Below are 16,880 nucleotides of genomic sequence, written 5' to 3' on the forward strand. Positions count from 1 at the left end.
ATCAGTGTAAAGGGAAACGGGATTGTCCGCGTCCTTTCGGCGCCTCTATCCCTCGGTGTTGGCCCATTCCGTTACCCCACTGTTGTCTTCGGCACGGTTGCCTTCCGGGCCGTTTTCCTCGGAGAGGACGGTGAAGAGGTCCTCCGGCATGGCAGCGGCAACATTCGCCGGCATGACGAGTCCCAGGTGGTCCCAGGCCGCTCGCGTGGCGATTCGTCCCCGGGGGGTCCGCCCCAGCATCCCCTCCCGCACCAGGTATGGTTCGGCGACGGTTTCGACTGTCTCGGGTTCCTCGCCGACGGCGATCGCGAGGGTCGAAAGTCCCACCGGACCGCCGTTGAACTTGGTGATCAGGGCGGTGAGCACGGCGCGATCGAGCCGGTCGAGGCCTTTGGCGTCCACTTCGTACATGTCCAGCGCCGCCCCGGCGCACCTGGCGTCGATCAGGTCGACGCCGTGCACCAACGCCCAGTCACGCACCCGGCGGAGGAGCCGGTTGGCAATCCTGGGCGTACCGCGGGACCGGCCTGCCACCTCGGAGAATGCGGCCGAGTTGACCTTCATGTCCATCAGCATCGCCGAGCGACGCAATACCAGTTCAAGTTCTTCGGTGGAGTAGAACTCGAGGTGGCCGGTGAACCCGAAGCGGTCCCGCAGGGGCCCTGGAAGTAGCCCGGCCCGGGTGGTGGCGCCGACCAGGGTGAATGGCGGCAGGTCCAACGGGATGGCTGTTGCGCCCGGCCCTTTGCCGACGATGATGTCGACCCGGAAATCTTCCATCGCCATGTACAGCATTTCCTCGGCCGGCCGGGACATGCGGTGAATTTCGTCGAGGAAGAGTACCTCGCCGTCGGTCAGCGAGGAGAGAATGGCCGCGAGGTCGCCGGCGTGCTGGATAGCCGGACCGGAGCTGATGCGCAGGGGCGCGTTCATCTCGGCAGCGATGATCATGGCCAGGGTGGTCTTGCCAAGGCCCGGCGGGCCGGAGAGCAGGACGTGGTCGGCTGTTCGGCCGCGCAGCCGCGAGGCTTCCAGGACCAGGGAGAGCTGCCGGCGGACCCGTTGCTGCCCGACAAAGTCATCGAGGTTTTTGGGTCGCAGCGCCGCTTCCACCGCCCGGTCCTCTGGATCCCCGGTGGGTGAAACAACCGGGGCCTCCTCCCCCGCCGCGTCGTCGCGGGCCATCAGCTGACCCGGCTCCGCGCCGAGGCCCGGGCGCCGTCCTGGCCGAGTCTGCGCAGGGTGAGTTTCAGGATGTCACCCACGTTGCCGGACGCGGCCACCTCTGGTGCTTCGGCCGTCGCCGCGTCTATCGCGGTGGTTGCGTCCTTCTCCGACCAGCCGAGCCCCATCATTGCCGTCAGGACCTGTCCCTGCCAGGCGTTCTTCGGCGGGGCCCCGGCGGTGCCGAGCGGAACGAGTTTGTCGGCCAGTTCGAGGACAATCCGGCGGGCGCCCTTCGGGCCGATTCCCGGGACTTTACTGAAGGTCTTGTCGTCACCCGAGGAGGCAGCAACCCGGATGGCTTCCGGTGCGTGGACGGCCAGCACGGCCAGTGCCAGCCGTGGCCCGACTCCGCTGACGCCGAGCAGCGTCTCGAACACCTCGCGCTGGTCTGCCTCCTCGAACCCGAACAGTGTCATGGAGTCCTCACGGACAATCATCGCGGTGAAGACTTGCGCTTCCTGTCCGGTGCGCAGGGTGGCGAGGGTCTGCGGGGTGGCCAGGATCTGCATGCCAAACCCATTGACGTCCAGCACGGCCGAGTTGAGGCCAACGTGGCTGACGGTGCCGCGGAGGGAACTGATCATGCGCGCTACTCCAAAATTTCTATCCGAACATATCTACGAACAGCGTACTGGTTCCTGCCGGCTTTTCCGGATGCGCCACACCGTCGGGCTACCTGCGCCGTCGGGCTTTCGCCTCGGCTTCAGCCCAGATCCGCTGCGCGGCCGTGGCGTTGCCGCCGCCGGCCGACGCCCGGTTGGCGGCAACACCTTGCCGCCAGGCGTGGGTGATGGCCAGGGCCAGAGCGTCAGCGGCATCGGCTGGTTTGGGCGCCGTATCGAGCCGAAGGATTTTGGTGACCATCTTGGTGACCGCTACCTTGTCTGACTGCCCGTTACCGGTGACAGCCGCCTTCACCTCGGTGGGGGTATGAAGGGCCACCGGGATACCACGCCGGGCGGCCGCGACCATGACGACGCCGGAGGCCTGGGCGGTGCCCATGACGGTACTCACGTTCAGCTGGCTGAACACACGTTCGACGGCGAGCACGTCGGGTGCGTGGGTATCCAGCCAATCGTCGACGGCGTCGGAAATCACGAGCAGCCGACGGTCCAGTAACTGGTCGGCGGGGGTGCCGACCACTCCGACGGCGACGAGCGTTGACCGGCGGTTGGGTTCAATGTCGACAACTGCCAGCCCGCAGCGGGTCAGCCCCGGGTCCACTCCCATCACGCGCAGGGTCATGCGGCAGCCCGGCGATGATGCGACTGGGCGGGAAGGTTTGCCACTGGGTTTAGTCGTCGCCGTCCAGCTCGGCGAGCACCTCGTCGGAGAGGTCGGCGTTTGAGTAGACGTTCTGGACGTCGTCGAGGTCCTCGAGTGCGTCAACCAGGCGGATGAACTTGCGGGCGCCGTCAGCGTCGAGCTCCACCTGCATTGAGGGTACGAACTCGGCCTCGTCGGTGTCGTAGTCGATCCCGGCTTCCTCAAGACCCGCCACCACGGCGCGGAGATCCTGCGGTTCTGAGATGACCTCAAAGCGGCCGGCTGTTTCCTTGACCTCTTCGGCGCCGGCGTCCAGCACGGCGAGGAGAAGATCATCCTCGGTGAGTTCGCCGCTTGGCAGTGTAACCACGCCCTTGCGGGTGAAGAGGTAGGACACCGATCCCGGGTCGGCCATTGAGCCGCCGTTGCGGGTGACCCCTAACCGGACTTCCGAAGCGGCGCGGTTCTTGTTGTCGGTCAAACATTCGATGAGCAGGGCCGAGCCCTGCGGCCCGCGGGCCTCATACATTATGGTCTGGTATTCGACGGCGTCGCCCAGCAGACCGGCGCCGCGTTTGACGGCACGGTTGATGTTGTCGATCGGCACGGACGTCTTCTTCGCCTTCTGCACCGCCAGTTCAAGACCAGGGTTGCCGGCCATATCGGCGCCGCCCGCACGGGCGGCGACCTCAATATTCTTGATCAGTTTGGCAAAGGATTTGGCGCGCTTCGCATCAATCGCGGCCTTCTTGTGTTTGGTTGTTGCCCATTTAGAGTGCCCCGACATGATCTACCGTTCTCCTTACGATCATCTGCATAAACAATTCGTGAATCCGCCGCTCCCCGGTTACCTCGGGATGAAAGCTCGTGGCGAGTAGGTTCCCCGACCGCACCGCAACAATCCTAGCGACCCGGTTCGAATCGGGATGCTGCCCCGTGAGACCGGCTGGCTGCGCTGGTACCTGCGCGAGGACCTCGACCGAGGGACCCACCCGCTCGACCCAGGGCGCCCTGATGAATACCGCGTGGACCGGCTGGACCTTCCCGGAGCGCTCCGGAGCCAACCCCGAGAACTCGAGCTCCGTTTCGAAGGAGTCCCGTTGCCGCCCAAAAGCGTTGCGGCGCACCACGATGTCCAGCCCGCCGAGGGTTTGCTGCGGGCGGCCCTGCAGGTCGGTCGCCGGGTCGGCGATGGCATCGGCGAGCATGATCATCCCCGCGCAGGACCCGTACACCGGCAGGCCCGCACTGATGAGCTCACGAAGTGGCTCTGCCAGGTCGAAGGCGCGGGTCAGCTTGTCGATGGCAGTCGATTCGCCGCCAGGAATGATGAGGCCGTCAAGTCCGGCCAGCTCGCCGGGCCGGCGAATAGCGCTCGCCCGTCCGCCGAGGGACTCGACGGTGCGGATATGTTCCCGCACGTCACCCTGGACGGCCAACACGCCGATATGCACGCCGGATGTGTCCGGTGCGGGGAATGTGGTCATCTGACCATTCTAGGTTGGGGTGCACGTCAGAGGATAAACCGCCGCCCTGACTGCGATAAGTTAGGTTCCATGTTTCCCTTTAGTGTGCTGGTCGGTAAGGCCGTGCGCCGCATCTCGCGGTTGCGTGGCGGAGGCTCGGCGCTGCCGGGCCTCGTGGTCGAGAAAATCGATCCGGGGTTCATGGGTCGCGCCCTGACCGGTCTGCCCCATGGGGTGGTGGTGATCAGTGGAACCAATGGGAAGACGACCACCACAAAGATGGTGGTGGAACTGCTGCAGGGCCAGGGCCTGACGGTGTTCACCAACCGGACCGGCAGCAATTTTACCCGCGGGGTTGCCGCCGCGCTGTTGGGCGACGTGAACTGGCGGGGCAGGCTCAAAGCTGACATCGCCGTGCTGGAACTGGATGAGGCGCATGCAGTCCACTTCGTGAAACTGGTACCTCCTACTCATTGCCTTCTGTTGAACGTGCTCCGCGACCAGCTCGACCGTTTTGGTGAGATTGACCAGACCACACGGTTGTTGGAACAGATCGCCGCGAAGACCACTGGCACAGTCGTCTTGAACCGTGAGGATCCCCGGGTGGCCGGAATCGCCTCCACCGTGTCGAACGCAAAGATCGCCTACTTCGGTCTCGATTCCTCGTTGCGCAACACCTTCCCCAACGACGACGAACTGCGCAGCGACATTGGCGTCGCTCCCCCCTCAAGCCTTCCCGCTGACGTCATCCTGGAACACGTCGACGGTAACTCGGCGTCCTTCCTGGTCGACGGCGAACTGACCAGCGTGGACCTGCGGCTTCGTGGCGTCTACAACATCTTCAATGCCGCAGCCGCCCTGGCCACCGCGCGGACCGTCCTGGGTGACGCCATCAACCGGGCGGCCCTGTTCGCCTCCCTGGCCACCGTTGAGCCGGCCTTCGGGCGCGGCGAGTCGCTCGTGGTGGACGGCAAGCCGTTGGAACTGGTGCTGGTGAAGAATCCCAGCGGGTTCCGGCTGGGGCTGAAATCGTTCGATGCCACCGGCTACGCCACCATGATCGCGATCAACGACAATTACGCCGACGGTCGGGACATGTCCTGGTTGTGGGACGTCGACTTTGATTCGCTTGGTCTGGCTGGAGTGGAAATGGTCAGCGGCGTCCGTGCGTATGACATGGCTTTGCGGTTGAAGTACGACGACGTCGAGGTGCGGGCTGTGGAGCCCGACACAACGGCTGCGCTCCGGGCGTTCATCAGCTCAACCTCTGACCAGCCGAAACGGATTTTCTGCACCTACACGGCCATGCTCGCGGTCCGGCGCGACCTCTCCAAGATCACGACAGTCGAGGTGGTTTCCTGATGACCAAAGGCACCCTTAACATCCTTCAGCTCTACCCGAAGGAAATGAACATCTATGGCGATTGGGGCAATGTCCTGGTCCTGAAGCAGCGGCTGACCTGGCACGGGTATACCGCGAACATCCTCGAGCACAGCGCTGGCGACGAGTTCCCCGACGACGTCGACCTGATCATCGGCGGCGGTGGGCAGGACAGTGGACAACTGGTCATCCAGCAGGACCTGCAGGCCATCGCGCCGAGGCTCAGGGAGCTCGCCGAGGATGGTCTGCCCATGCTGGTGATCTGCGGGCTGTATCAACTGTTTGGAAAGTTCTTCAAGACCCACGACGGGACGATCATCCCGGGCATCGGAATCCTTGACCTCGAAACTCATGGGACCAACGAACGCCTGATCGGCAATGTGGTGGCGGACAGCGAGGAGTTCGGCGAGATCCACGGGTATGAGAACCACAGTGGCCAAACCCACCTGGGTGCTGGCGTCAGGCCGCTGGGAACTGTCACCAAGGGTGCTGGCAACAATTCGCAGGACGGGCACGAGGGTGCACGCCACCTGAACGTTGTTGCGAGCTATCTGCACGGATCGTTGCTCCCAAAGAATCCCGCGATCGCCGACTTCCTGCTGCGGAAGGCTGCCGAACGGAAGTTCGGGTCATTCGAGCCGGCTGATCTGGACGATAGTCTCGCCGATTTGGCCCGCCGGCATGCAGGGGCGCGACCCCGCTAGAGTCGCCCGCCGGGATCATCTGTCGTTGGCGAGGTCCCAGGGGTGGGCGCCGTCGGCCACCGCACCGAAGGTGTCGACAACCGCGCCGATTCGGTCGCTGACCTCAGCTTCCCGTTCCGGGGAGGTGCAGGTGCCGGGCACCTGGTTCGGTCCCAGCGCGCACCAGCGATACGGGTCGCTGACAATGATCGACGGCAGCCAGGCCAGGTCGCTGACGCTCCAGTCGCCGTCGGTTTCGGCGAATTGGGCCCTGATCATCAGCCCCTCATTATTGACGGCGTGAACGGGAGACAATTCACTGACACCGTTGCCGAGCCCGTAAACAATCCAGGTGTCGTTGTATTTTTCGATCGGCAGCACCGAGTGTGTGTGGTGGCCGTAGATGAAGTCGACCTCACCGCTATCGGCCAGGGCGTGGGCTACCTCCACCTGTTGCGCGTTGGGCAGCGTCGCATACTCGTCGCCGGCGTGGATGGCGGCGATGACGACGTCGGCCCCCTCCGCCCTGGCCTGCCGGGCCTTGGCAGTCATCACGTCGGCGTCGATCAGGTCCACCTGCCAGGGCTGTTCAGGGATCAGCCCGTTGAGACCGTAGGTCGCCTGAATGACAGCCACCCGTGCGGCGGGAGTTTCGAGGATCAGGACCTCCCCTGCGGCCGCCTCATCGGCGTAGGACCCGGTGTGTTCAAGCCCAACTCCGTCCAGCACGTCGAGCGTGCGGGTCAGACCCTCAGTGCCGGCGTCGATGGTGTGGTTGCTAGCCGTAGTGCAGGCGTCGTAGCCGACCGCCTTCGCAGCCTCAAGGATCTGGGGTGGCACGTTGAACTGCGGGTAGCCGCTGAACGGCCCCTCGGGGACCGCCACCGGGGTTTCCAGATGACAGATTCCAAGGTCGGCGTAATCGAGGTATTCGCGCTGCCCGGACAGCAGCGGCTCAAAATCAAACGGTACCGCTGCGCCCCCGGAGGCCTTGCCTCCGACGGCATCAGCCGCAGCCTGGTCCCAAAGGCCAGGGTGGAGCAGCAGGTCGCCAGTGGCCGCCACGCTGAAGCACCGGTCCGCGTCGCAGGGCGGACCCTTCCCGGGAGTGCTCTCGGGGGTTGGTTCGGCGACCGGCGAAGGCGTTGCTGGGCTGCCGGACGTCGGAGCGGCAGCCGTCGTCGTCGGACCCTGGCCCGCTGTACCGCCCTGCCCATCCGGGGCCTGCCCATCCGGGGTACCGCCATCCACTCCGGAGCAGCCGCTGAGGAGCCCGACGCCAAGCGCCAGTGCGGCGACCCTGCGTGGCACAGCTCTCATTTGCGACTCCTTTGACGGCTATCCCCATGATAGGCGCCGCGACCCAACCCGGCGCAGGGTCGCCTCGGGTGTTTTCGGGGGCCGGGGTGCTGCGGAGCTGACCACCCATGTGTAAGGGTTAGTTGTTATGAGCAACCCCTTCCTTGCACCCAGCACCCTGCCGTATCAGCTTCCACCGTTTGGGTTGATCCAGGATGACCACTACCTGCCGGCCTTTGAGACGGGTTTCGCCGAGCATCTCGCCGAGATCGATGCGATCGTCTCCGCGCAGGAACCAGCGGACTTCGAGAACACCATCGTGGCCCTTGAGCGGGCTGGGGAAACCCTGCGCCGGGTGTCACTGGTGTTCTACAACAGCTCGTCCTCCCACTCGACTCCCGCGATTCAGGAGCTCGAAACCGAGGTGGCGCCACGTTATGCCGCTCATCAAGACAACATCTTCCTGAATCGCGGACTGTTTGAACGGGTCAGCGCAGTGTCCACTGATGGGCTGGATGCCGAGGCGGCACGCCTGGTCCAGGAATACGTGAAACGGTTTATCAGCGCAGGCGCCCAACTCGACGACGAAGCGCAGGACAGGCTCCGGGCGTTGAACACCGAACTGTCCCAACTCAGCACCGACTTCCAGCAGCGGCTGTTGAAGGACACCAACCGCTCAGCACTGCTGATTGACACGGCTGAAGAACTGGACGGCCTCTCAGCGGATGACATTGGCTCAGCTGCCGCAGCAGCCGAATCGGCCGGCCACCCGGGAAAGTACCTGCTGACCCTGATTCTGCCAACGGCCCAGCCTGCGCTCGAGACTCTCACCAACCGTGCGACGCGTCAGCGCCTGCATGAGGCGTCAGTGAACCGGGGCTTCGCAGACAACGAATACGGCACGCTAACCATCGCCGCACGAATGGCAGAGCTGCGCGCCGAACGGGCCGCGCTTTTGGGCTTCGACAGCCACGCCGCGGCTGCCACGGACGACCAGACAGCCCCGTCGCTCGACGCCATTCACCGGATGCTGGGGCAACTGGCCCCGGCGGCGGTTCGTAACGCACGGGAAGAGGTGGTGGAGCTGGAGGCCGCCGCCGGTCACCCGATCGAGGCGTGGGACTGGGCGTATTACTCCGAGAAGGTACGCGCCGCCAAGTTTGACGTCGACCTCGCTTCGCTGCGTCAGTACTTCGAGTTGGAGCGAGTCCTGCAGGACGGGATATTCTTCGCCGCCAACCGATTGTACGGACTGACCTTCACCGAGCGGGACGATCTGGAGGGTTACCACCCAGAGGTACGGGTCTGGGAAGTCAAGGACGCCGACGGCGAAGGGCTGGGCCTGTTCCTCGGCGACTATTACACCCGGGACACCAAGAATGGCGGGGCCTGGATGAACTCCTTCGTGGAGCAGTCGGCACTGAACGGCACCCATGCCGTAGTCATCAACAACCTCAACGTTCCCAAGCCGCCCGCCGGCGAGCCGACCCTGCTGACTTTCGATCAGGTGGTGACCACGTTCCACGAGTTCGGGCACGCACTGCACGGATTGTTCTCCTCGGTCACCTACCCCACGTTCTCGGGGACCAGTGTGCCGCGGGACTTCGTCGAGTATCCGTCGCAGGTTAACGAAATGTGGATTCTGTGGCCCGAGGTGGTCGCCAACTACGCCAAGCATTACCAGACCGGTGAAGCGCTGCCGGCGGAGACCGTCGATAAGCTGCTCGCCGCGCAGACCTGGGGCGAAGGCTTCGCAACCACGGAATACCTGGGCGCGGCGTTGCTCGACCTGGCCTGGCACGCGATTCCGGCGGGGACCACGGTTGCTGATCCGGTCGCCTTTGAGCGGGAAGCGCTCACCTCAGCAGGACTCGACTTTTCCCCGGTCCCGCCTCGGTACCGCACCGGCTATTTCAAGCACATCTTCGCGGGTGGGTATTCGGCTGCCTATTACGCCTACATCTGGAGCGAAGTGCTGGACGCTGACACGGTCGAATGGTTCAAATCCTCAGGCGGCATGACCCGCGAAAACGGTGACCATTTCCGGACCGAGCTGCTCTCCCGCGGCAACAGCATCGACCCGTTGCAGGCGTTCCGCAACTTCCGCGGCCGCGACGCCCTGCTTGAGCCGCTGCTGACTCGCCGAGGGCTGGTCTAAGTCACCATGGTCACCATCGCGGCGTGCCAGCGCCTGCAACGTTCCTGGTTTGCCGCGTTGTCCTCGGCGACGGGGGGACGCACCTTCACGACCCACGGGTCCGACTGGGTGTGGCTGCCAGCGCGCCGCGAACTGATCCTGCTCTTTCCGCAGGAAATCTCTCCGGCAGGGATTCGGCCCGCGTTGGCCGAGGGTGTCCGCCTGGGGGCCCACACGGTGGGCGCCTGGCTGGGCGGCGGTGTCAAGGGCGCGCCACTGACCGGGCTGGGATTCAGCCCAGGCTGGCAGCCCTGGTGGATGGCTGCGCCAGTTGAGGAGCCAGCCGGGTACGACGACGCCGCCGCGGTCCTTTCCACCGAGGTCCCCGAATATGGGGGGCCACTGGCGCAAGAACTCAGGGTGGTGCGGTCCCAGCCCCGGCAGGCGTGGCACGCCGTGGCGCGGGTGGATGGCACGGTTGCCGGGGCCGGGTATTCGTTCTACCCATCGGGGGTTCCCGGGCTCCGAGGATTGGGCGGCATCTTCAACATGGAGGTGCTTCAGGAGTATCAGCGGCACGGTCTGGGCACCGCGCTGCTGAGCAGGCTCGCCAAAGCTGCTGCCGCCTCAGGCGCCGAGCATCTCGCGCTGAACGCGACCCCACAGGGTTATGAACTGTACTCACAGCGGGGTTTTGAACTGATCGGCAGAGGCCAGACCTACTGGCTGCAGCTGTAGCAACCAAAAGAGCGGACCACCAGAATCTGGTGATCCGCTCTATTGTTCTCTGGAACCTGGGTGTTTACCAGCCGCGCTCAGCGAGGCGGTGAGGCTCAGGGATTTCGTCCACGTTGATGCCGACCATCGCTTCGCCGAGGCCACGGGAGACCTTGGCGATCATCTCGGGATCGTCGTGGAAGGTGGTGGCCTTCACGATGGCCGCGGCGCGTTCCGCCGGATTACCTGACTTGAAGATACCCGAGCCGACGAACACGCCGTCAGCGCCAAGCTGCATCATCATTGCTGCATCGGACGGTGTGGCAATGCCACCCGCGGTGAAGAGCACAACGGGGAGCTTACCGGTCCGGGCAACTTCCTTGACCAGATCGAACGGAGCCTGAAGTTCCTTGGCGGCGACATACAGTTCGTCCTCGGCCATCGAGGACAGGCGGGAAATCTCCGACCGGATTTTCCGCATGTGCATCGTGGCGTTGGAGACGTCGCCGGTGCCGGCCTCGCCCTTGGACCTGATCATTGCGGCACCTTCATTGAGGCGGCGCAGCGCCTCGCCGAGGTTGGTGGCACCGCAGACGAAGGGAGCGGTGAACTTCCATTTGTCGATGTGGTTGGCGTAGTCAGCCGGGGTCAGGACCTCGGACTCGTCAATGTAATCGACGCCAAGGGACTGCAGCACCTGCGCCTCAACAAAGTGGCCGATTCTCGCCTTTGCCATCACCGGAATGGAGACAGCCGCAATGATGCTGTCGATCATGTCCGGATCGCTCATTCGGGACACGCCACCCTGCGCACGGATGTCGGCGGGTACCCGCTCGAGCGCCATGACGGCGACGGCGCCCGCATCTTCGGCGATGCGCGCCTGCTCTGCGGTGACCACGTCCATGATGACGCCGCCCTTGAGCATTTCTGCCATGCCGCGCTTGACCCGGCTACTGCCGGTCACGGGCGCGGTTGTCGAATTTTCTTCAACGGTGGACACAATTCGCCCCTAAGTTAGGTAAAAGATAACAATTAATAATACGCCCGCGGATGGACCGGATCTGCCGTTAGCGGGTCTCGTTGGCTGCCATCGCCTGTTTGTGCACAGCCACCACTCGCTGGATCACCGTTGCAACGCTTGCGAGAGCCAGCAGGATCAGGACGGTGAGCAGGAAACCATGCGGCAGCCCGAGACCGGTCAGGCCGGTTACTACCAGGACCGACACCAGCCGTTCAGCTCGCTCCGCGATCCCCACGTTGGCCGTGAAGCCCAGAGATTCGGCCTTCGCCCGGGCATAGGAGACCAGCATGCCGAGGACCAGACAGGCCAAAGCTGCAGTGGCGATGGGTGTGTTGTTGCCGTCTCCAAAGAACCAGATGGCGACCCCGGCGAACAGGGCGCCGTCGGCAATCCGGTCAAGGGTTGAGTCGAGGAAGTTCCCCCAGGTCCCCCCGGTGCCTTTGATGCGGGCCATGATGCCGTCGACCAGGTCCGAGAAGACGAAGAGAGTGATGAAGACGGTGCCCCAGAACAGTTCACCCATCGGGTAGAAGACGAGAGCGCCGATCACCACGCCGAGCGTGCCAACGATGGTTACCGTGTCGGGCGAGACTCCCCATTTGAGCAGGAGCCTGGCGAGTGGACTGAACAGGGTGGTGAAGAACCTGCGTGCATATTTATTCAGCACCGGTGCCACCAGCGTTCTCGGCCCGCGGCCAACCTGCGGCCATCTGCGTTCTGACTTCGTCCAGGGTCTGGGTGATGGCCTTGGTTTGCGCGATGATTGGCAGGAAGTTGCCGTCCCCACCCCACCGTGGGACCACGTGCTGGTGCAGGTGGGCTGCGATGCCTGCACCGCCGGTCACCCCCTGATTCATCCCGAGATTGAATCCGGTGGGTTTGGCTACGTCGCGCAGCACCCGCATGGCCGTCTGGGTGAGTTCGGCGATCTCGACGGTTTCGTTGCTGTCGACGTCGGTGTAGTCCGGGACATGGCGGTAGGGGCAGACCAGGAGGTGGCCCGGGTTGTAGGGGAACAGGTTCAGGATCACGTAGGCATAGGTGCCCCGGTGCACGATGAGTGACTCCTCGTCGGTGCGGGACGGAGCGACGCAGAAGGGGCAGTCGTCCTTGTCTTTGAACTGTGACTGCCCGCCCTTGATGTAGGCCAACCGATGCGGAGTCCAGAGGCGCTGAAAAGCGTCAGGTACGCCACCAATCTCGAAATCGTCGGTCACACCGTCATCGCCGGGATAACGCCCGTCGGCGTTTTGCCCGTCAGCCCCCGTAGCACTCTCCATACGTTTTACTTGTCCCGATTCCGGACAGCTTCGACAATGCGTCGGACTGCCTCGTCGACCGGCACCTGGTTGTCCTGGCTGCCGTCCCGGAACCTGAAGGATACGGCCCCGGCGTCCTGGTCGTCACCGCCGGCGATCAGCACAAACGGAACCTTTTCCTTGCTCGCGGTGCGGATCTTCTTGGGGAACCGATCAGTGCCAATGTCCACTTGTGCGCGGATGCCTTCGGCTTTGAGCTTGTCAACGACGTCGAACAGGTACTCGTTGAAGGCTTCAGCGACCGGGATGGCGAGTACCTGGACCGGGGCAAGCCAGGCCGGGAACGCGCCGGCGTAGTGCTCGGTAAGGACACCCATGAACCGTTCGATGGAGCCGAACAGTGCACGGTGGATCATCACTGGTCGCTGGCGGGTGCCATCCGCGGCCTGGTATTCGAGCTCGAACCGCTCCGGCAGGTTGAAGTCCAGCTGGATGGTGGACATCTGCCAGGTGCGACCGATGGCATCCCGGGCCTGGACAGAAATCTTGGGACCGTAGAACGCCGCTCCGCCGGGATCAGGCCGCAGTTCCAGACCCGAGGCTTCGCCCACCTCGGCGAGGGTCCGGGTAGCTTCCTCCCAGATATCGTCGGAACCTACCGACTTTTCAGGGTTCTTGGTGGAAAGTTCCAGGTAAAAATCATCCAGCCCGTAGTCCTTGAGCAGTCCGAGAACAAAGTTGAGCGTCTCGGTGAGCTCGTCCTTCATCTGTTCGCGGGTGCAGTAGATGTGGGCGTCGTCCTGGGTCATGCCACGGACGCGGGTCAGGCCGTGCACCACACCCGATTTTTCATACCGGTAGACGGAGCCGAACTCGAACATCCGCAGCGGCAGTTCGCGGTAGGACCGACCGCGGGACTTGAAGATCAGGTTGTGCATGGGGCAGTTCATCGGCTTGAGGTAGTAGTCCTGGCCCGGCTTGCGCACCGTGCCGTCCTCATTGAGTTCCTCGTCGACGTGCATTGCCGGGAACATACCGTCGCGATACCAGTCCAGGTGGCCCGACACCTCGTAGAGGTGTCCCTTGGTGATATGCGGGGTGTAGACGAACTCGTAGCCGGCGTCGACGTGACGCTGACGCGAGTAGTCTTCCATCGCCTTGCGGATGATTCCGCCCTTGGGGTGGAACACCGGCAGGCCGGAACCGAGCTCATCTGGGAACGAGAACAGGTCCAGCTCGGTGCCGAGTTTGCGGTGGTCGCGGCGCTCGGCTTCGGCGATACGTTCCTGGTAGGCCTTCAGCTCGTCTTTGGTGGGCCAGGCGGTCCCGTAGATGCGTTGCAGCTGCTGGTTCTTTTCGCTTCCACGCCAGTAGGCTGCGGCGGACCGGGTCAGGGCGTACGCGTTCGAAATGAGTTTGGTGTTCGGCAGGTGCGGACCGCGGCAGAGGTCCTTCCAGACGACGTCGCCGCTTTTGCGATCGATGTTGTCGTAAATGGTCAGTTCGCCGGCACCGACCTCGACTGACGCGCCGTCGTCGTCGGTGATATCGCCCGAACCGCCCTTGAGGCCGATCAGTTCCAGCTTGTACGGCTCGTCGGCCATCGCTTCGCGGGCTTCAGCCTCGGTTGCGACCCTGCGAACAAACAGCTGGTTGCTGTTCACGATTTTCAGCATCATCTTCTCAAGCTGCTTCAGATCGTCGGGAGTAAAGGGAGCCTCAACGTCGAAGTCGAAATAGAAGCCGTCGGTGATGTACGGGCCGATACCCAGTTTGGCGCCTGGGCGCAGCTGCTGGACAGCCTGTGCCATAACGTGTGCTGCCGAGTGGCGCAGCACTTCCAGACCCTCGGGCGAACCGATCGTGATGGGCTCCACCTGGGCGTCGGCGGGGATTGGCTGATCGAGATCCACCAGTTCCCCATTCACCCGGACGACGACGACGTCGCGGCGTTCGGCGAACAGGTCAACGCCGGAAGTGCCCGTGGTCACCTGGTGCTCTTCGCCGTCGACGATGAGGGTGATATGGGAGGGCGCTGACACAGTGGTCTCCTAGCAAAGGTGGGACGGCGGGTTAACTCTCTGATGGTATCCGCTGTGCTGGACGCGACCAACAACCTTGCTAGCGCGCGCCGGTGCTGAACCGCGAAAGTGTCAGTAGGATCAACTCATGAAACCTCAGGTCTCAGTCATCACGCTGGGCGTCCGCAACCTTGAAACGGCTTACAACTTCTATGCAAAGGCCCTGGGTTGGGACCCTCTGGTTTACGTTCCTGATGAGGTTGCGTTCTTCCAGGTGGGTAATGGTCTGGTGCTGTCCCTCTTCAGGGGTGACCATCTGGCCGCCGAAGCCGGGAATATTGGGCACGGTCCAGTTGCGCCTCCGCTCACCCTGGGCCACAACGTGGATTCCCCCGAAGAGGTGGATACCGTCCTCAATGCCGCTGTTGCCGCAGGAGCAGAACTGATTGCCGAAGGGACGGCGATGAGCTGGGGCGGTTATTCAGGGTATTTCGCGGATCCTGATGGCTTCCACTGGGAGGTCTGCCACAATCCGGGGCTATCAATCGCCGACGACGGCACCGTGTCACTCCGCGAAATCGTCTGACCTGCAGCGACCTGAAAACACTGTTCTGAGAACACTGTTCGTCCTGCGGAATCTAAATGATCCCGTACGTGTTGCACACTGTGCAGGGCAAAATCGACCCTGCACCCAACAACTTCAGCCTTCCGTCTGAAGGTTTCGACAACTTACGAAGGAGCACCGTGGACTACACTCCCGATGCCGGCACGATCACCATGTTCTCAACCAGCTGGTGCGGCTACTGCCGTCGGCTCAAGAAGCAGCTCGATGCCAAGGGGATCGGCTACACCGAGATCAATATCGAAGAGGTAGAAGGCACCGCAGCACTGGTGGAATCCCTCAACGGCGGCAACCAGACGGTCCCGACGGTGTTGTTCCCTGACGGCACGGCGGCAACGAATCCTTCGGTGTCGGACGTAATGGCAAGGATCGCTAGCTAGCCCAGTCGGCTATTTCTCTCCCATTCCCTCTGATACCACCGTGATTCACAGCGCTAGAAGGGTGGTGGATCGGGGAGCGTGGTGTAGGTTTTGCCGGTCAGTGAGGTGGCGGTGAGGATGCCGGGGTCAGGCTGGTGGTAGTGCCAGTAGCCTTCTGTTTTGAGTTTGTGGTGTTTGCGGCAGAGGGCGGCGAGGTTGTCGTAGCTGGTGGTGCCGCCCTGGTGCCAGGGGATCGTGTGGTCGAGATCGCAGGCCGGGGCTGGCCGGTTGCAGCCGGGGTGGCGGCACGTTTTATCCCTGACGAGTATGGTCCGTCGGAGACTTTCCGGGACCGTATACCGTTCCCGGCCGACGCTGAGGACAGCACCCGTCTCCGGGTGGGTGAGGATCCGGGTGAACCCCTTGGCGTGGGCGGCAAGTTTCCGGGCGGTGTCCGGGTCGATCGGCCCGTACCCGGCGAGGTCGGCTGGTGCGTCGCCGCCGAGCAGGGTCATCACGGGTACGGTCACGAACACCACCGGGTGCACCCCCAGAACCGCCGCCAAATCCATCCCACCCGCACCGTTGTCTCCCGCACCGCCATCTCCAGAACCGCCGTTTCCCGCACTGCCGTCTCCAGTGCCGCCGTCTCCGGTGGTGCTGCCGTCGTGTTCAACGGGGTGGGCGCGGTTGGTTGGACTGGTTGCTGCCGCGCCGGGTTCGCAGTGGTGGGTGAGGAGGTCTCCGAGGAGGTCGGCTTTGAGTTGGGTGAGGGTGCGGTCTTCTTGCGGGTGTTGCAGGGCACGGGCCATGAAGGTGAGCCGGTGTTCGATGCCGCAGGCCTGTTCAGCGGGAAGATAGGCCGAGAACCAGGCCATGCCGTCGTGGGCGGGGGTGAGTTCCACGTGCCGGTCCTCAACGGCCGCGGCCTTGCGCGTGGTGATGGAATCGGGGTGGAGCTTTTCCCGGATCCGGTGGCAGAGGCTTTTCAACCGGGGTGGGGTCAGATGCGCTCCGCGTTGGAGGACTTGATCCTCGAACCCGGCCAGCACCTCGGCCGGTAGGAACAGGGCTTCGTCGGCGATGATCTGGGCTTGCCGGATAGAGATCACACCCGCGCCCAGGGACTGGAGGGTTTTCGGGAGGTCCAGGGCCAGGGTCAGGCTGTGACCCAGTAACCGGTGCGCGGCCCGCCCGGAAATGTTCAGTAACGGCGCTAGTTCCTCGACGGTGAGGGTGAACCCAAGCCCTGTGCCGATGCCCTGCCGGGACGAGGCCCGGGACGCAGCGAGGCTTTGCACTTCGCGGTGCAGATCAGCGATCAGTTCGGCCTGCCGGGAAGCGGCCCACGACGCCAACCGATCCACCGCCTGCAACAAGTCCGAGATCCCCGCCACCGGATCCGACGCTTCGTCAGATGGTC

The 16,880-nt window shown here is 63.8% G+C and carries 17 protein-coding genes; 6 read left to right on the forward strand and 11 right to left on the reverse strand.

What is annotated here, in order from left to right; all coding sequences use genetic code 11:
• Positions 1–45 precede the first annotated feature (45 nt).
• The 5 genes from ruvB to pdxT form a co-directional block, all read right to left on the reverse strand.
• The gene (gene ruvB / locus B384_RS0107160) at positions 46–1,185 is read right to left on the reverse strand and encodes a Holliday junction branch migration DNA helicase RuvB (protein WP_019482437.1); all 1,140 of its coding nucleotides are present in this window, start codon (positions 1,183–1,185) and stop codon (positions 46–48) included.
• A complete protein-coding gene (gene ruvA, locus B384_RS0107165; RefSeq protein WP_019482438.1) occupies positions 1,185–1,811 on the reverse strand; it encodes a Holliday junction branch migration protein RuvA in 627 nt (208 codons plus the stop codon). The genes ruvB and ruvA overlap by 1 nt, the downstream gene beginning before the upstream one ends.
• 88 nt (positions 1,812–1,899) lie before the next feature.
• Positions 1,900–2,472, reverse strand: a complete 573-nt coding sequence (gene ruvC / locus B384_RS0107170) for a crossover junction endodeoxyribonuclease RuvC (protein WP_019482439.1) — start codon at positions 2,470–2,472, stop codon at positions 1,900–1,902.
• A 49-nt stretch (positions 2,473–2,521) separates the two neighbouring features.
• Positions 2,522–3,280 carry a YebC/PmpR family DNA-binding transcriptional regulator gene (locus tag B384_RS0107175; RefSeq protein WP_019482440.1) on the reverse strand — a complete coding sequence of 253 codons (759 nt, stop codon included), beginning with the start codon at positions 3,278–3,280 and terminating at the stop codon, positions 2,522–2,524.
• Complete coding sequence (gene pdxT, locus B384_RS0107180; RefSeq protein ID WP_019482441.1) at positions 3,264–3,980, reverse strand: pyridoxal 5'-phosphate synthase glutaminase subunit PdxT; 717 nt, start codon at positions 3,978–3,980, stop codon at positions 3,264–3,266. Before pdxT ends, B384_RS0107175 begins: the two co-directional genes overlap by 17 nt.
• Before the next feature lie 69 nt (positions 3,981–4,049).
• Here pdxT and B384_RS0107185 point away from each other — a divergent pair, with 69 nt between their 5' ends.
• On the forward strand, positions 4,050–5,321 hold the full coding sequence (locus tag B384_RS0107185; RefSeq protein WP_019482442.1) for a Mur ligase family protein: 1,272 nt from the start codon (positions 4,050–4,052) through the stop codon (positions 5,319–5,321).
• Positions 5,321–6,043, forward strand: coding sequence for a type 1 glutamine amidotransferase (locus tag B384_RS0107190; protein ID WP_019482443.1), 723 nt, complete (start codon positions 5,321–5,323; stop codon positions 6,041–6,043). Before B384_RS0107185 ends, B384_RS0107190 begins: the two co-directional genes overlap by 1 nt.
• A 15-nt stretch (positions 6,044–6,058) precedes the next feature.
• Here B384_RS0107190 and B384_RS0107195 read toward each other — a convergent pair whose 3' ends face one another.
• Positions 6,059–7,342 carry a CapA family protein gene (locus B384_RS0107195; protein WP_019482444.1) on the reverse strand — a complete coding sequence of 428 codons (1,284 nt, stop codon included), beginning with the start codon at positions 7,340–7,342 and terminating at the stop codon, positions 6,059–6,061.
• Between the two features lie 127 nt (positions 7,343–7,469).
• Between B384_RS0107195 and B384_RS18125 the strand changes: the two genes are divergently transcribed.
• Complete coding sequence (locus tag B384_RS18125; RefSeq protein ID WP_019482445.1) at positions 7,470–9,479, forward strand: M3 family metallopeptidase; 2,010 nt, start codon at positions 7,470–7,472, stop codon at positions 9,477–9,479.
• Between the two features lie 6 nt (positions 9,480–9,485).
• Entirely contained in the window at positions 9,486–10,196 is a 711-nt protein-coding gene (locus tag B384_RS0107205; RefSeq protein WP_019482446.1) for a GNAT family N-acetyltransferase, read from the forward strand.
• Between the two features lie 64 nt (positions 10,197–10,260).
• Here B384_RS0107205 and pdxS read toward each other — a convergent pair whose 3' ends face one another.
• From pdxS to thrS, 4 genes are all read right to left on the reverse strand, one after another.
• Positions 10,261–11,175, reverse strand: a complete 915-nt coding sequence (gene pdxS, locus B384_RS0107210; protein ID WP_024477477.1) for a pyridoxal 5'-phosphate synthase lyase subunit PdxS — start codon at positions 11,173–11,175, stop codon at positions 10,261–10,263.
• Positions 11,176–11,242: 67 nt separating this feature from the next.
• Positions 11,243–11,863: a phosphatidylinositol phosphate synthase gene (gene pgsA / locus B384_RS0107215; protein WP_026041024.1), complete on the reverse strand. Its 621-nt coding sequence runs from the start codon at positions 11,861–11,863 to the stop codon at positions 11,243–11,245.
• On the reverse strand, positions 11,853–12,476 hold the full coding sequence (locus B384_RS0107220; protein WP_019482449.1) for an HIT family protein: 624 nt from the start codon (positions 12,474–12,476) through the stop codon (positions 11,853–11,855). Before B384_RS0107220 ends, pgsA begins: the two co-directional genes overlap by 11 nt.
• Positions 12,477–12,481: 5 nt before the next feature.
• The gene (thrS, locus tag B384_RS0107225; RefSeq protein WP_019482450.1) at positions 12,482–14,497 is read right to left on the reverse strand and encodes a threonine--tRNA ligase; all 2,016 of its coding nucleotides are present in this window, start codon (positions 14,495–14,497) and stop codon (positions 12,482–12,484) included.
• Between the two features lie 127 nt (positions 14,498–14,624).
• Between thrS and B384_RS0107230 the strand changes: the two genes are divergently transcribed.
• On the forward strand, positions 14,625–15,062 hold the full coding sequence (locus B384_RS0107230) for a VOC family protein (RefSeq protein ID WP_019482451.1): 438 nt from the start codon (positions 14,625–14,627) through the stop codon (positions 15,060–15,062).
• 158 nt (positions 15,063–15,220) lie between these two features.
• Complete coding sequence (locus B384_RS0107235; RefSeq protein ID WP_026041025.1) at positions 15,221–15,478, forward strand: mycoredoxin; 258 nt, start codon at positions 15,221–15,223, stop codon at positions 15,476–15,478.
• A 53-nt stretch (positions 15,479–15,531) separates the two neighbouring features.
• Here the strand turns inward: B384_RS0107235 and B384_RS21275 are convergent.
• A partial coding sequence (locus B384_RS21275; RefSeq protein ID WP_156809009.1) for an HNH endonuclease occupies positions 15,532–16,880 on the reverse strand: 1,349 nt, incomplete at its 5' end.

Source organism: Arthrobacter sp. TB 23, assembly GCF_000294595.1.
In the GTDB taxonomy this organism is placed as follows: Bacteria; Actinomycetota; Actinomycetes; order Actinomycetales; family Micrococcaceae; genus Arthrobacter_D.

What these genes read in the sequence shown, in the direction of transcription:
- ruvB (WP_019482437.1), bottom strand. Translation starts at nt 1,185, where the DNA reads ATGGCCCGCGACGACGCGGCGGGGGAGGAGGCCCCGGTTGTTTCACCC.
- ruvA (WP_019482438.1), bottom strand. Translation starts at nt 1,811, where the DNA reads ATGATCAGTTCCCTCCGCGGCACCGTCAGCCACGTTGGCCTCAACTCG.
- ruvC (WP_019482439.1), bottom strand. Translation starts at nt 2,472, where the DNA reads ATGACCCTGCGCGTGATGGGAGTGGACCCGGGGCTGACCCGCTGCGGG.
- B384_RS0107175 (WP_019482440.1), bottom strand. Translation starts at nt 3,280, where the DNA reads ATGTCGGGGCACTCTAAATGGGCAACAACCAAACACAAGAAGGCCGCG.
- pdxT (WP_019482441.1), bottom strand. Translation starts at nt 3,980, where the DNA reads ATGACCACATTCCCCGCACCGGACACATCCGGCGTGCATATCGGCGTG.
- B384_RS0107185 (WP_019482442.1), top strand. Translation starts at nt 4,050, where the DNA reads ATGTTTCCCTTTAGTGTGCTGGTCGGTAAGGCCGTGCGCCGCATCTCG.
- B384_RS0107190 (WP_019482443.1), top strand. Translation starts at nt 5,321, where the DNA reads ATGACCAAAGGCACCCTTAACATCCTTCAGCTCTACCCGAAGGAAATG.
- B384_RS0107195 (WP_019482444.1), bottom strand. Translation starts at nt 7,342, where the DNA reads ATGAGAGCTGTGCCACGCAGGGTCGCCGCACTGGCGCTTGGCGTCGGG.
- B384_RS18125 (WP_019482445.1), top strand. Translation starts at nt 7,470, where the DNA reads ATGAGCAACCCCTTCCTTGCACCCAGCACCCTGCCGTATCAGCTTCCA.
- B384_RS0107205 (WP_019482446.1), top strand. Translation starts at nt 9,486, where the DNA reads ATGGTCACCATCGCGGCGTGCCAGCGCCTGCAACGTTCCTGGTTTGCC.
- B384_RS0107220 (WP_019482449.1), bottom strand. Translation starts at nt 12,476, where the DNA reads ATGGAGAGTGCTACGGGGGCTGACGGGCAAAACGCCGACGGGCGTTAT.
- B384_RS0107230 (WP_019482451.1), top strand. Translation starts at nt 14,625, where the DNA reads ATGAAACCTCAGGTCTCAGTCATCACGCTGGGCGTCCGCAACCTTGAA.